We start from the raw sequence: 13,511 nt of genomic DNA on the forward strand, positions 1-13,511 counted from the left end.
GCAGGCTCACTTCCATTTCACCAGCTCGATGTCGATGCTGGTCTTTCCGTCGCCCAGCATCAACGCACCTTCCTGCACCGTCGCCTGCAGCTGCATGCTGCGCTGGGCCAGCGCAGCCAGCGACTGCGACGCCAGCGTCGGCACGCGGAACACGCTCAGGTTCTGCGGCCGCGACAGCTTGTTTTCCATGCCGCGCCACCAGATCTCGGCGGCATGGTTGAAGCAGTAGAGCAGCACCTCGTCGGCCTTGCCGCAGGCCTTGATCAGCGGCTTGTCCTCGGGCTGGCCGACCTCGATCCAGACGCGAGTGCGGCCGGTGAAGTCGCGCAGGAACACGTCCGGATCGTCCGGATTCGAGAGTCCCGCGCCGAAGCCCAGCACGCCGTCGCCGTCGCACACGCTCTGCAGCTTGTGGGCGTTCAGCGCCAGCGCGATCAGCCGCATCATCATCCGCTCGTCGTTCTCGCTCGGATGCCGTGCGAGCGTCAGCGCGTGATCGGCGTAGTAGCCGTTGTCGATGTCGGCGACCGCGAGGTTCGCCTTGAAGATCGTCGACTTGAGGGCCATCAGACGCGACGTGCCAGTTCCGCCGCCTTGCCGATGTACGTGGCCGGCGTCATGGCCAGCAGCCGTTCTTTTTCCTCTTCGGGAATCGCGAGCGAGCGGATCAGGCCGTGCAGGGCCTCGGCCGTCACGGTCTTGCCGCGCGTCACTTCCTTCAGTTGCTCATAGGCACCCTGCACGCCGAAGCGGCGCATCACGGTCTGGATCGGCTCGGCCAGCACTTCCCACGATGCGTCGAGGTCGTCGGCCAGCGCTTCCTCGTTCAGTTCGAGCTTGCCCAGGCCGGTCGACAGGCTGGCGTAGGCGAGCACCGCATAGCCGAAGGCCACGCCGATGTTGCGCAGCACGGTGCTGTCGGTCAGGTCGCGCTGCCAGCGGCTGATCGGCAGCTTTTCGCTCAGGTGGCGCAACACCGCGTTGGCCAGGCCCAGATTGCCTTCGGCGTTCTCGAAGTCGATCGGGTTGACCTTGTGCGGCATCGTGCTGGAGCCGATCTCGCCCTTCTTCAGGCGCTGCTTGAAGTAGCCGAGGCTCACGTAGCCCCAGATGTCGCGCGAGAAGTCGATCAGGATGGTGTCGGCGCGCGCCACGGCGTCGAACAGCTCGGCCATGTAGTCGTGCGGCTCGATCTGGATGCTGTACGGCTGGAAGGTCAGGCCCAGGCCCAGCGGCGCCGGCGTCTCGATCACCTTGCGGCTGAATCCTTCCCAGTCGAATCCGGGCCAGGCGGCGATGTGCGCGTTGTAGTTGCCCACCGCGCCGTTCATCTTGCCCAGCAGTTGCACGCCGGCGATCTGCTCGCGCGCCTTGGACAGGCGCATCGCCACGTTGGCGATCTCCTTGCCGACGGTGGTCGGGCTGGCGGTCTGGCCGTGCGTGCGCGACAGCATCGACACGTCGGCGAATTGGTGCGCCATTTCGCGCAGCTTGGCGATCAGGCCGTCCAGCGCGGGCAGCACGACCTTGTCGCGCGCGGCCTGGATCTGCAGCGCATGGCTGGTGTTGTTGATGTCTTCGCTGGTGCAGGCGAAGTGCACGAATTCGGACGCGCCGAGCAGTTCGGGCCGGGCCTCGAATTTCGACTTGATCCAGTATTCGACCGCCTTCACGTCGTGGTTGGTGGTCTTCTCGATTTCCTTGATCGCCAGCGCGTCGGCTTCCGAGAAGTTGGCCACCAGGCCCATCAGGTACTTGCGTGCGCCGGGCGTGAGCGGCTTGAACTCGACGAAGCCGCAGTCCGACAGCGCGATGAACCAGGCGACCTCGACCTGCACGCGCCGGTGCATGTAGCCCTGCTCGCTCATCAGGGGCCGCAACGCGGCGAGCTTGGCGGCGTAGCGACCGTCGAGGGGGGAGAGGGCGGAAACGGTGGAGAAACTCATCCCCCGATTTTAGGTGGCCCCCGAAGGTGGCGGCTTTTGGGGCCGTCCGACGGCGGGCGGAGCTTCGTCCTTATGGGGGGATGCACACGTGACTGGTAACTGTCACATTCCACATAAAATCAAAATGCTACAAACAGAGCCTTGATAGGGAAGAGAGAGAAACGAATGAAACTGATTGGATCCGCCGCGAGCCCGTACGTGCGCAAGGTGCGCGTCGTCATGGCGGAAAAGCGGCTCGACTATCAGTTCGTGATCGAGGACGTCTGGTCCGACACCACTGCGATCTCGGCATCCAACCCGCTCGGCAAGGTGCCTTGCCTGGTGATGGAGGGCGGGGAGGCGATGTTCGATTCGCGCGTGATCGTCGAGTACCTCGACACGCTGTCGCCGGTCGGCAAGCTGATTCCGCAGCAGGGCCGCGAGCGCGCCGAGGTCAAGACCTGGGAAGCGCTGGCCGATGGCGTGATGGACGCTGGCGTGCTCTGGCGCATGGAAGCGACCTGGGCACGCCGTGCCGATGGCGAACGCAGCCAGGCCTGGATGGACCGGCAGCAGCGCAAGGTCGTTGACGGCATCGCCGCCATGGCCAAAGGCCTCGGCGACAAACCCTTCTGCAGCGGCATCCACCTGAGCCTGTCGGACATCGCGGTCGGTTGCGCGCTGGGCTGGATCGGCTTTCGATTCCCCGAGATCGACTGGCGCGGCGAGTACCCGAACCTGGTCAGGCTCTACGACAAGCTGATGCTGCGGCCCAGTTTTCTGGACACCAAACCGTAAAGAACAAAAAGCGCCGCGAGGCGCGTTTTTGCATTCGGGCGCGCCCTTCAACCGCACGGGAGCGGCTGCAGGCGGCTTGTTCAGGCCGCGGCGCGTTCCGCCACGGGCGCCCGCCACTTGGCCATCAAATCGGCCCAGCGCTGGCGGGCCGCCACCAGATTGCGTTCCTTCACGTGACCGTAGCCGCGGATCTGCTCGGGCAGCTTCGCGATCTCCAGCGCGGTGTCGTGGTTCGCCGCGGTCAGGCCGCGGATCACCTCTTCGACGCTCGCGCGGTATTCGCCGATCAGCGCGCGCTCCGTCCTGCGTTCTTCGGTGCGGCCGAACACGTCGAAGGCGGTGCCGCGCAGTCCCTTGAGCTTCGCCAGCACCTTGAAGCCGGTCAGCATCGCAGGGCCGAACTTCTGTTTCTGCAGTTCGCCCTTGGCGTTCTTCTTCGCGATCATCGGTGGCGCGAGGTGGTAGTTGAGCTTGAAGTCGCCCTCGAACATGCCGTTCACGCGGTCGAGGAAGCTGCGGTCGGTGTGCAGGCGCGCAACCTCGTATTCGTCCTTGTAGGCCATCAGCTTGAACAGGTAGCGCGCCACCGATTCGGTCAGCGTGGTCTTGCCGACCGCGGCCGTCTCGGCCTTCTGCACCTGGGCGACGAAGGCCTCGTACTGCGCCGCATAGGCGGCGTTCTGGTAGCTCGTGAGGAAGTCGACGCGGCGCTTCACGAGGCTCTCGACCGTCTCGCGCTTCTTGAACTCGATCACCTGGCCCGGCGACACCAGCTTCAGCACCGACGCGAGCTCGTGCGCTGCGCGGCGGCCCCATTCGAAAGCCGTCTTGTTGTTGTCGATCGCGACGTCGTTGAGCTCGATCGCGCGCATCAGCGACGCGTATTCGAGCGGCAGCCAGCCCTTCTGCCAGGCGTAGCCCAGCAGCATCGGGTTGGCATAGAGGCTGTCGCCCATCAGCGAGGTCGCGGCCGCGTCGGCGTCGAAGCTGCCGAGGCCGTCCGCACCGACGAGCCGCACGATCTGGCTGGCGCAGTCGTCCTGCGGGTTCTGCCAGTTGGCGTTGCGCACGAAGGCCGCGGTCGGCGTGCTGTGGCTGTTGAGCGCGACGTGCGTGCGGCCTTCGCGCATGCGCGCCAGCGTCTCGGCGTTCACCGCGACCAGCGGGTCGGCCGCGAGGATCAGGTCGGCCGCCGCGGTGCCGACGCGCGTGGTGCGGATCGCGTCCTGCGATTCGCCGATCAGCGCATGGCTCCAGGTCGCGCCGCCCTTCTGCGCGAGGCCGGCGGCGTCCTGCGTGACGATGCCCTTGCCTTCGATGTGTGCAGCCATGCCGAGCAGCTGGCCGATCGTGATGACGCCCGTGCCGCCGACGCCGGCGACCACCACGCCCCAGACCTGGTCGCGCGCCAGTTGCGGCACGGCGGGCTCCGGCATCGCGCCCCATTCGGAGGAAGCGAACGGCGAGTTGGCCTTGTTCTTCGCCTTCTTCTTGAGCGCGCCGCCCTCGACCGTGACGAAGCTCGGGCAGAAGCCCTTGAGGCAGCTCATGTCCTTGTTGCAGGTGCTCTGGTTGATGGTGCGCTTGCGGCCGAATTCGGTCTCGAGCGGTTCCACCGACAGGCAGTTGCTCTTCACGCTGCAGTCGCCGCAGCCTTCGCAGACCAGCTCGTTGATCACCACGCGCTTGGCCGGGTCGACGGCGGTGCCGCGCTTGCGGCGGCGGCGCTTCTCGGTCGCGCAGGTCTGGTCGTAGATGATGGCCGTCGTGCCCTTGATCTCCCGGAACTCGCGCTGGATCTCGTCGAGCAGGTCGCGGTGCTTGACCTCCGGGTCGCCGGCCACCTTCACGCCCTGGTACTTCTCGGGCTCGTCGGTGACGATCACGACCTTCACGGCACCTTCGGCCTGCAGGCTCTGCGCGATCTGCAGGACCGAGTGGCCTTCGGGACGCTCGCCCACGGTCTGGCCGCCGGTCATCGCGACCGCGTCGTTGTAGAGGATCTTGTAGGTGATGTTCACACCGGCCGCGATGCTTTGGCGGATCGCGAGCAGGCCGCTGTGGAAGTAGGTGCCGTCGCCGAGGTTCGCGAAGATGTGCTGGTCGGTCGTGAAGGGCTGCTGGCCCATCCACGGCACGCCCTCGCCGCCCATCTGCGTGAAGCCGATCGTGCTGCGGTCCATCCACGTCGCCATGAAGTGGCAACCGATGCCGCCCATGGCGCGCGAACCTTCGGGGACGACGGTGCTGGTGTTGTGCGGGCAGCCCGAGCAGAACCAGGGCTGCCGGTCGGCGCCCTGGACGCCGCCGAGCTTGATGACCTCCATCGAGCGCTCCTTGGCCTCGAGGATGGCGAGCTGCGCGTCGATGCGCGCGCGCATGTCGGCGCCGATCTGGTCGAACAGGCCGATCTTCTTCAGCCGTGCCGCGATCGCCTTGGCGATCAGCGCCGGGTTCAGGTCGGCGTTGGCGCGCAGCAGCGTGTGCGAGGTCGGGTTGGGCATCGACCATTCGCCGCCGGCATAGCCGTCGGCGTTCGTGACCGGGCCTTCATCGAACTTGCCGACCACGTTGGGCCGCACGTCGGAGCGCCAGTTGTAGAGCTCTTCCTTCAGCTGGTATTCGATGACCTGGCGTTTCTCCTCGACCACCAAAATCTCTTGCAGGCCGGTGGCGAACTCGCGCGTCAGCTGCGCTTCGAGCGGCCAGACCACGCCGACCTTGTGCAGCCGGATGCCCAACTGACGGCAGGCCGCATCGTCGAGGCCGAGGTCGATCAGCGCCTGGCGCGTGTCGTTGAATGCCTTGCCGCTGGCCATGATGCCGAAGCGGTCGTGGTCGCCTTCGATGACGTTGTAGTTCAGCCGGTTCGCGCGGATGTAGGCGAGCGCGGCGTACCACTTGTAGTGCATCAGCCGCGCTTCCTGCTCGAGCGCATGGTCGGGCCAGCGGATGTGCAGGCCGCCGGGCGGCATCTCGAAGTCGGTGGGGATGACGATGTCGACGCGTTCGGGGTCGATCATCGTGGTGGCGCTGGACTCGACGATCTCCTGGATCGTCTTCATGCCCGACCACACGCCGGAGAAGCGGCTCATCGCGAAGGCGTGGATGCCGAGGTCCAGGATTTCCTGCACGTTGGCCGGAAAGAAAACCGGCGTGCCACAGGCCTTGAAGATGTGGTCGCTCTGGTGCGCGGCGGTCGAGCTCTTGGAGATGTGGTCGTCGCCGGCCACCGCGATCACGCCGCCGAATTCGGTGGTGCCCGCCATGTTGGCGTGCTTGAAGACGTCGGAACAGCGGTCGACGCCCGGACCTTTGCCATACCAGATGCCGAACACGCCATCGAACTTGTTGGTGCCCTTGGGCGAGAAGCCGAGTTGCTGCGTGCCCCATAGCGCGGTGGCCGCCAGTTCCTCGTTCACACCCGGCTGGAACACGATGTTCTGCGCCTTCAGGTACTTGCTGGCCTTCCAGAGCGCCTGGTCGTAGCCGCCGAGCGGGGAGCCGCGGTAGCCGCTGATGAAGCCGGCGGTGTTGCGGCCATTCTGCTGGTCCCGCAGCCGCTGCAGCATCGGCAGCTTCACGAGGGCCTGGACGCCCGACATGAAGGCGCGACCGTAGTCGAGGGAGTATTTGTCGTCGAGCGTGACCGTTTCGAGGGCCTTGCGGATGTGCTCTGGAAGTGGCGCATTCATGTCTGTCTGTCTCCTTGCCTGGCTGGCCTCGTGGGCCGATGAGCTGGGTGGTGGGTCTGTGCCCGGGTCGGGCGCGAAGCCCATGTTGCTCGCAAAGTGTATGTCTGCGTTCCCGACAGGTGTTTGCGTTCTTTGCCCTGTAAACCGATCGTTCTGGAAGATCCTTTCTTAAAATGGCGATCCATGGAAAGCCTTGATAAGTTCGATCTCGCCATCCTGAAAGAACTTCAGGCCGACGGCCGCCTCACCAACGCCGAGCTCGCGCAGCGCGTCGGCCTGTCGGCGGCGCCCTGCTGGCGGCGCGTGCGCGCGCTGGAGGAGTCGGGCTTCATCAAGGGCTACTACGCCGAGATCGACCGCCGCAAGATCGGCCTCGGTGTGCTCGCCTTCGTGCGCCTCGACACCGAGCGTGCCAACAGCGAGGTCACCGGCAAGATCGAGGAGGCGATCCGCAAGCTGCCCGAGGTGATCGCCTGCCACTACATCAGCGGCACCGGCATGTTCGAGCTGCAGGTGGTGGCGCAGGACCTGGACGCGTTCTCGCGCTTCGCGCTGAACAGCCTCATGCATCTGCCGAACGTGAAGGACCTGCACACCAGCTTCTCGCTGGGCGAGGTGAAGGCGAGCCATTCGCTGCCGCTGGGGCATCTGGCTGGCAAGGGCACGCGCGGCACCACGTGACAATCGGGCCAATGCCACCGATTTCCCCCGACGAATCACCCATCCCCCCGAAGCGCGCCGAGCCGGTCCGCATCGGCGCCCTGACCCCGCTGAAATTGCCCGTGTTCCGCATGCTGTGGACCACCTGGCTGATCGCGAACATCTGCATGTGGATGAACGATGTGGCCGCGGCGTGGATGATGACCTCGCTGACCACCACGCCGATCTGGGTGGCGCTGGTGCAGTCGGCGTCGACCTTGCCGGTGTTCCTGCTCGGCTTGCCGAGCGGTGCGCTGGCCGACATCCTGGACCGGCGGCGCTGGCTGGTGGTCACGCAGTTCTGGCTCGCCGCGGTGGCGATCGTGCTGTGCGTGGCCGTCGCGCTCGACTGGATGAACGCGCCGCTGCTGCTGGCGCTGACCTTCCTGAACGGCATCGGCCTCGCGCTGCGCTGGCCGGTGTTCGCGGCCATCGTGCCCGAGCTGGTGCCGCGCGCGCAGCTGCCCGCCGCGCTCGGGCTCAACGGCATCTCGATGAATGCGTCGCGCATCATCGGTCCGCTCGTCGCGGGCTTCCTGATCGCGAGCGCCGGCACGCTGTGGGTCTTCATCCTGAATGCGGTGATGTCGGTGATCTCCGGCTTCATCGTGCTGCGATGGCGCCGCGAACACACACCCAATCCGCTGGGCCGCGAGCGGCTGGTGAGCGCGATGCGCGTCGGCGTGCAGTTCGTGCGGCAGTCGCAGCGCATGCGCGCGGTGCTGTTGCGCGTGTCGATCTTCTTCCTGCATTCGACCGCGCTGCTGGCGTTGCTGCCTCTGCTGGCGCGCGGCCTGGAGAACGGCGGCGCCGGTACCTTCACGCTGCTGCTGGCCGCGATGGGTTCGGGCGCGATCATCGCGGTGCTGTTCCTGCCGCGGCTGCGCCAGGCCTACGTGCGCGACCAGCTCGTGCTGCGCGGCATGCTGCTGCAATCCGCGGCCACGGCGGTGATGGCCGTGGCACCGAACGCCTGGGTCGCCGTGCCCGCGATGTTCCTCGGCGGCGCGGCCTGGATCACGGTCGCCAATTCGCTGTCGGTGTCGGCGCAACTGGCGCTGCCGGACTGGGTGCGCGCGCGCGGCATGTCGATGTTCCAGATGTCGATCATGGGCGCGAGCGCCGTCGGCGCGGCGCTGTGGGGCCAGATCGCGACGCTGAGTTCGATGCAGATGGCGTTGCTGATCGCCGCCGTCACCGGCACCTCGTCGATGTGGCTGGCGATCCGCTACGTGGTCGACGGCGGCATCGACGACGACGTGAGTCCCGCGCGGCCCGGCTGGGCCGATGCGCCGGTCCATTCGGCGCCCGGAGAAGGGCGACTGGTGATCACGGTCGAGTACGTCATCGACCCGGCGCGCGCCGCCGCCTTCCACCTGGTGATGCACCAGACGCGCCGCACGCGTCTCAGCGAGGGTGCGATCGGCTGGGAGCTGCTGCACGACATCGCGGAGCCGTCGCGCTACGTCGAGCAGATCGTCGACGAGTCATGGACCGACCACCTGCGGCGCTTCCACCGTGCGACCGCGGCCGACCTCGCGCTGCGCGAGCGGCGGCTGGCCTTTCACGTCGGCGAAGGCGCGCCGAAGGTCACGCGCTACATCGTGCAGCGCTGATCGGCGCCCGTCAGCGCATCCAGCCCAGTCCGTCCGAGGTGCCGTTCGGGACCGCGCCGCGCGCCGGCCGGTACTCGCAGCCGATCCAGCCGTCCCAGCCGCATGCGGCCGACACTTCGTCGATCACCTCGAACAGATAGGGATGGTTCAGCTCGCCCAGGTCGGGCTCGTGGCGCATCGGCACGCCGGCGATCTGCAGGTGGCCGACACGGCCGGTCGGAAGGTACTTGCGCACCTTCATCGCGATGTCGCCTTCGACGATCTGGCAGTGGTACAGGTCCATCTGCACCTTGAGGTTGAGCGCGCCCACGGTCTGGACGATCTCGTGCGCATGGTCCTGCCGGTTCAGGAAGAAACCGGGCATGTCGCGCGTGTTGATGGGCTCGATCAGCAGGTCGACATGCACCTTTGCAGCTTCGACCGCGGCCCATCGAAGGTTCTCGACATAGACGGCCTGTGCGGCCTCGCGCGCCACGCCCGCGGGCACCAGGCCGGCCATCAGGTGGACGCGCGGGCAGTCGAGTGCCGCGGCATAGTCCAGCGCCTTCGCGATGCTGTCGCGGAATTCGTTCTGCCGGCCGGGCAGGCAGGCCAGGCCGCGCTCGCCGCCGTCCCAATTGCCGGGCGGCGCATTGAACAGCACCTGCTGCAGGCCGTTGGCGTTCAGGCGCGCGGCGATCTCCGCCGCGGGGAATGCGTAGGGAAACAGGTACTCGACGCCCTTGAAGCCGTCCCTGGCAGCGGCATCGAAGCGATCGAGAAAGTCGTGCTCCGGGTAGAGCATCGAGAGGTTGGCGGCAAAGCGGGGCATGGGTCGTCTCCGGTACGTGGTTACCAGCGCGCACCGAAGGTGCGGCGCAGTTCGTCGATCTGTTCCTCGCCCAGCGGCAAGGGTTCCGAGGCGGCCAGCAGCCGCAGCCGCGCCGTCTCCTCGAGCTCCTCGAGCACGGCCATCGCCGCGGCGGGCGAGTCGTGCCACACGTTGGGACCGAGCCGGCTCAGCATGACGGCGCGGATCGGCGTGCCGCGGCTGCCGTAGTGCGCGATGCGTTCGGCCACCGCTTCCGCCGCCTCGGGCGCGCCCGGCCGGTGGTACGGAACGACCGGCACACGCCCGACCTTCATCACGAAGTAGGGTGTGAGCGCGGCCAGCAACTCGTCGCGCTGGGGCTGCGGTTGCAGCGTGAGCGCGACGCAGTGCGTGCTGTGCGTGTGGATCACGCAGCGTGTGCCGGCATCGAAAGGCGCGGCTGCGGCGTAGATGCGCCTGTGCAGGGCGATCGTCTTGCTCGCGCGGTCGCCGCCGGTCTGCTTGCCGTCGGCATCGAGCCGTGCGAGCTTGGCCGGGTCGAGGAAGCCCAGGCAGGCGTCGGTCGGGGTGATCAGGAAGCCGTCGTCGAGCCGCACGCTGATGTTGCCTGCCGTCGCATGCACGTAGCCGCGCGCGAACAGGCTGCGCCCGACGCGGCAGATCTCTTCGCGCGCCTGGTCTTCCGTCATGCGAGCATCCCGAAGGCCTTGGTGAAGAAGTCGTCGGCACCGAAGTTGCCCGACTTCAACGCGATGTGCACGCCGGCGCCACCCGCCGCCCCGGACGGCGCATGGCACCACGGCACGCCGGGATCGATCTGCGGACCGATCTGCATCTGCGTGACGCCCAGCGCCTGCACGCAGGCGCCCGACGTCTCGCCACCGGCAACCACCAGTTGGCGCACGCCAAGCTGCACCAGGCCGCGCGCGATCGCCGCGATGGTGCGCTCGACCATGGCGCCGGCTTGCTCCACGCCGAGCCGGCCCTGCACCGACTTCACGGCGCCGGTGTCGGCTGTCGAATAGACGAGCACCGGCCCGTCGGCCAGCAGCGGCGCGGCCCAGGCCAGCACCTCGGCCGCGACGTCGATGCCGGACGCGATGCGCAAGGGGTCGATCGCCATCGCGGGCCGGCCTGCCTGGATGAAGTCCAGCACCTGGCGGTTGGTCGCCAGCGAGCAGCTGCCCGACACCACGGCCTGCAGGCCGTCCGGCGCCGGCAGTGCGCTGGCCTGCGACGACGGCGCGATGCCGAAGTTGGCCGGCAGCCCGATCGCCACGCCCGAGCCGGCCGTCACCAGCGGCATCGCCGCGAGCGCCGGGCCGAGGCGCAGCAGGTCGTCGTTCGACACCGCGTCGACGATCGCAATGCCCGTACCGTCGGCACGCAGCTCGGCGATACGTTCGCGCACGGCGTGTTCACCGCGCGCCACCACCGTGTGGTCGATCAGGCCGACCTTGCGCTTCGACTGCGCCTGCAGCACGCGCACCAGGTTCGGATCGGTCATGGGCGTCAGCGGATGGTTCTGCATGCCGCTCTCGTCGAGCAGCACGTCGCCGACGAAGAGATAGCCCTTGAAGACCGTGCGCTTGTTGTCCGGGAAGGCCGGCGTGGCGATGGTGAAGTCGCTGTCCAGCGCGTCCAGCAGCGCCTCGGTCACCGGGCCGATGTTGCCGGCGGCCGTGCTGTCGAAGGTCGAGCAGTACTTGAAGTAGATCTGCTGCGCGCCTTGCGCCTGCAGCCAGGCGAGCGCTTCGAGCGATTGCGCGATGGCTTCGGCCGCGGGAATGGTGCGCGACTTGAGCGCGACGACCACCGCGTCGACGTCGGCCGCGAGCGGCACGGCCGGCACGCCGATGGTCTGCACCACGCGCATGCCCGCGCGCACCAGGTTGTTGGCGAGGTCGGTCGCGCCGGTGAAATCGTCGGCGATGCAGCCGAGCCGGATCGGGCTCGCGTGCCGGGTCACCGGCGCACCTTCGGCTCCGTCGTCGGCGCGAGCTTGCTGCAGGTTGCCCGGCACCGCGCTCACGCCTTCTTTCCTTCGGGCAGCGTGATGCCCGGGAAGATCTTGATCACGGCGCTGTCGTCTTCCTTGGCGAAGCCGGCGGTCGACGCCTGCATGAACATCTGGTGCGCGGTCGAGGCCAGCGGCAGCGGGAATTTGCTGGCGCGCGCGGTGTCGAGCACCAGGCCCAGGTCCTTCACGAAGATGTCCACGGCCGACAGCGGCGTGTAGTCGGCGGCCAGCACGTGCGCCATGCGGTTTTCGAACATCCAGCTGTTGCCGGCACTGTGCGTGATCACCTCGTAGAGAGCGGCGGCGTCCACGCCTTCGCGCAGGCCGAGCGCCATGGCTTCGGCGGCGGCCGCGATGTGCACGCCGGCCAGCAGCTGGTTGATGATCTTCACCTTGCTGCCGGCGCCCGCGCCGTCGCCCAGGCGGTAGACCTTGCCGGCCATCGCGTCGAGCACGGCGCCGGCCGCGGCATAGGCGGCGGGCCGGGCCGAAGTCATCATGGTCATCTGGCCCGACGCGGCCTTGGCGGCACCGCCGGAGATCGGCGCGTCGATGTAGTTCACGTCCAGCGCGGCCAGGCGGGCTTCGAGCGCGATCGACCAGTTCGGGTCGACCGTCGAGCACATCACGAAGGTGCTGCCGGCCGGCATCGCGGTGGCGGCGCCGTCGTCGCCGAACAGCACCGCCTCGGTCTGCGCCGCGTTCACCACGACCGACACCAGCACCGGGCAACTGGCGGCAAGCGCCGCCGGGGAGGCGCAGGCCACGCCGCCTTCAGCGGCAAAGGCTTCGGCAGCGCCGGGGCGCACGTCGCACACGTGCACGTTGAAACCGTTGTGGCGCAGGGTCTTGGCGATGCCGAGGCCCATGGCGCCGAGGCCGATCACGCCGACGTTCTTGGAGGTCATGGAAGATGGATCTTGTTCGATGGAAGTGGACGGACCTGCGTGCCGCGGACACCGGACGGGTGTCGAGAGACGCGGAAATACGCGAAGAAACCGCCGTAATTTATCAGGTTGTCATACAAATTCAATGGCCTGGCGGCGTGGCGTGGCGCGGCGCGTTGCGATGCCGGCCGCTCAGCGTCCGGCGGGCGACCTGCCGGATCGACCTGTCAGTGGCCGCGCCAGCACCTCGCCTTCCTGCTGCCAGAACGCGGGATCGGCCAGCCTGATGCGCCGGACCGCGTTGTCCATGTGGCCGGCGGCCGCGAGCCGGGCGCGCGCCGGGTCGCCCGCTTCGATGGCGTCCACGATGGCACGGTGCTCGTCGGCGACCTGCGCGGCGAAATCGATGCGCCGCGCCTCGTTGGCACGCGTCACGCGTGTCGCGCCCATGAGGTACTGGCTCAGGTACTGCAGCGTGTCGAGCAGGAAGGGGTTGCGTGCCGCATCGGCGATGCTGCGGTGGAAGGCCACGTCTTCCGCGACGCCGTCGCCACCCCCGGCCACGGCCTTGGCGAGCACGGCGATGGCCTGGCGGATGCGGCGCACGTCCGCCGTCTTGCGGCGCTCCGCGGCCAGCGCGGCCACCTCGGCCTCCAGGCCGCGTCGCACTTCGACCATCTGGATGACCGCCGAGAGCGAGCCCGCGTAACGGGCATCGAAGCTCAGCGGCGAGAAGCCCGCGTCGCGCACGTACATGCCGCTGCCCTGGCGCGAGTCGACCAGGCCGAGCGACTTGAGGCGCGACACGGCCTCGCGCACGACGGTGCGGCTGACGCCGAACTGCTCGGCGAGCGCGACTTCGGTGGGGAGCTTGAGGCCCGTGGCGAGCCGGCCTGCGCGGATCTCGGCCTCGAGCGCGTCGGCCACGCGGTCCGACAACCGCGCGCCGGGAAGGAGGGACTGGAAGCGTGCAGTCATGCCATGCGGAAAGTCATCGCACGACTCTAGCGCATGCCCTCGCGGCCGCGAGGGCCGCGGAGGGCATGGCAAAGCATGTGCC

General features: G+C 67.9%; 11 protein-coding genes. 3 read left to right on the forward strand and 8 right to left on the reverse strand.

The annotated features are described in order from the left end of the window. Positions 1 to 6: 6 nt before the first annotated feature. Positions 7 to 567, reverse strand: coding sequence for a YaeQ family protein (locus AC07PZ_RS07075; RefSeq protein WP_495294339.1), 561 nt, complete (start codon positions 565 to 567; stop codon positions 7 to 9). Continuing rightward, a complete protein-coding gene (gene purB / locus AC07PZ_RS07080) occupies positions 567 to 1,946 on the reverse strand; it encodes an adenylosuccinate lyase (protein WP_495294340.1) in 1,380 nt (459 codons plus the stop codon). Before purB ends, AC07PZ_RS07075 begins: the two co-directional genes overlap by 1 nt. 165 nt (positions 1,947 to 2,111) lie before the next feature. Between purB and AC07PZ_RS07085 the strand changes: the two genes are divergently transcribed. Then, positions 2,112 to 2,723, forward strand: coding sequence for a glutathione S-transferase N-terminal domain-containing protein (locus tag AC07PZ_RS07085; RefSeq protein WP_495294341.1), 612 nt, complete (start codon positions 2,112 to 2,114; stop codon positions 2,721 to 2,723). A gap of 80 nt (positions 2,724 to 2,803) precedes the next feature. Here the strand turns inward: AC07PZ_RS07085 and AC07PZ_RS07090 are convergent, their stop codons facing one another. Continuing rightward, entirely contained in the window at positions 2,804 to 6,418 is a 3,615-nt protein-coding gene (locus tag AC07PZ_RS07090) for an indolepyruvate ferredoxin oxidoreductase family protein (protein ID WP_495294342.1), read from the reverse strand. Positions 6,419 to 6,601: 183 nt separating this feature from the next. Here AC07PZ_RS07090 and AC07PZ_RS07095 point away from each other — a divergent pair, with 183 nt between their 5' ends. Both AC07PZ_RS07095 and AC07PZ_RS07100 read left to right on the forward strand, forming a co-directional pair. After that, complete coding sequence (locus AC07PZ_RS07095) at positions 6,602 to 7,099, forward strand: Lrp/AsnC family transcriptional regulator (protein WP_495294343.1); 498 nt, start codon at positions 6,602 to 6,604, stop codon at positions 7,097 to 7,099. A gap of 11 nt (positions 7,100 to 7,110) precedes the next feature. Continuing rightward, positions 7,111 to 8,733: an MFS transporter gene (locus AC07PZ_RS07100; RefSeq protein ID WP_495294344.1), complete on the forward strand. Its 1,623-nt coding sequence runs from the start codon at positions 7,111 to 7,113 to the stop codon at positions 8,731 to 8,733. 10 nt (positions 8,734 to 8,743) lie between these two features. Here AC07PZ_RS07100 and otnI read toward each other — a convergent pair whose 3' ends face one another. The 5 genes from otnI to AC07PZ_RS07125 form a co-directional block, all read right to left on the reverse strand. Continuing rightward, the gene (gene otnI, locus AC07PZ_RS07105; protein WP_495294345.1) at positions 8,744 to 9,544 is read right to left on the reverse strand and encodes a 2-oxo-tetronate isomerase; all 801 of its coding nucleotides are present in this window, start codon (positions 9,542 to 9,544) and stop codon (positions 8,744 to 8,746) included. A gap of 20 nt (positions 9,545 to 9,564) precedes the next feature. After that, the gene (locus AC07PZ_RS07110) at positions 9,565 to 10,233 is read right to left on the reverse strand and encodes a class II aldolase/adducin family protein (protein WP_495294346.1); all 669 of its coding nucleotides are present in this window, start codon (positions 10,231 to 10,233) and stop codon (positions 9,565 to 9,567) included. Further along, a complete protein-coding gene (gene otnK, locus AC07PZ_RS07115; RefSeq protein WP_495294556.1) occupies positions 10,230 to 11,513 on the reverse strand; it encodes a 3-oxo-tetronate kinase in 1,284 nt (427 codons plus the stop codon). Before otnK ends, AC07PZ_RS07110 begins: the two co-directional genes overlap by 4 nt. A gap of 59 nt (positions 11,514 to 11,572) precedes the next feature. Next, positions 11,573 to 12,472, reverse strand: a complete 900-nt coding sequence (gene ltnD, locus AC07PZ_RS07120; protein ID WP_495294347.1) for an L-threonate dehydrogenase — start codon at positions 12,470 to 12,472, stop codon at positions 11,573 to 11,575. A 171-nt stretch (positions 12,473 to 12,643) separates the two neighbouring features. Further along, positions 12,644 to 13,429 carry a FadR/GntR family transcriptional regulator gene (locus AC07PZ_RS07125; protein ID WP_495294348.1) on the reverse strand — a complete coding sequence of 262 codons (786 nt, stop codon included), beginning with the start codon at positions 13,427 to 13,429 and terminating at the stop codon, positions 12,644 to 12,646. Between the last annotated feature and the right edge of the window lie 82 nt (positions 13,430 to 13,511).

This window comes from Variovorax sp. GW821-FHT10B04, assembly GCF_059415645.1.

Bases quoted from the DNA above. Each gene is read 5' to 3' on its own strand.
- AC07PZ_RS07075 (WP_495294339.1), bottom strand. From the start codon at position 567: ATGGCCCTCAAGTCGACGATCTTCAAGGCGAACCTCGCGGTCGCCGAC.
- purB (WP_495294340.1), bottom strand. From the start codon at position 1,946: ATGAGTTTCTCCACCGTTTCCGCCCTCTCCCCCCTCGACGGTCGCTAC.
- AC07PZ_RS07085 (WP_495294341.1), top strand. From the start codon at position 2,112: ATGAAACTGATTGGATCCGCCGCGAGCCCGTACGTGCGCAAGGTGCGC.
- AC07PZ_RS07090 (WP_495294342.1), bottom strand. From the start codon at position 6,418: ATGAATGCGCCACTTCCAGAGCACATCCGCAAGGCCCTCGAAACGGTC.
- AC07PZ_RS07095 (WP_495294343.1), top strand. From the start codon at position 6,602: ATGGAAAGCCTTGATAAGTTCGATCTCGCCATCCTGAAAGAACTTCAG.
- AC07PZ_RS07100 (WP_495294344.1), top strand. From the start codon at position 7,111: ATGCCACCGATTTCCCCCGACGAATCACCCATCCCCCCGAAGCGCGCC.
- otnI (WP_495294345.1), bottom strand. From the start codon at position 9,544: ATGCCCCGCTTTGCCGCCAACCTCTCGATGCTCTACCCGGAGCACGAC.
- AC07PZ_RS07110 (WP_495294346.1), bottom strand. From the start codon at position 10,233: ATGACGGAAGACCAGGCGCGCGAAGAGATCTGCCGCGTCGGGCGCAGC.
- ltnD (WP_495294347.1), bottom strand. From the start codon at position 12,472: ATGACCTCCAAGAACGTCGGCGTGATCGGCCTCGGCGCCATGGGCCTC.
- AC07PZ_RS07125 (WP_495294348.1), bottom strand. From the start codon at position 13,429: ATGACTGCACGCTTCCAGTCCCTCCTTCCCGGCGCGCGGTTGTCGGAC.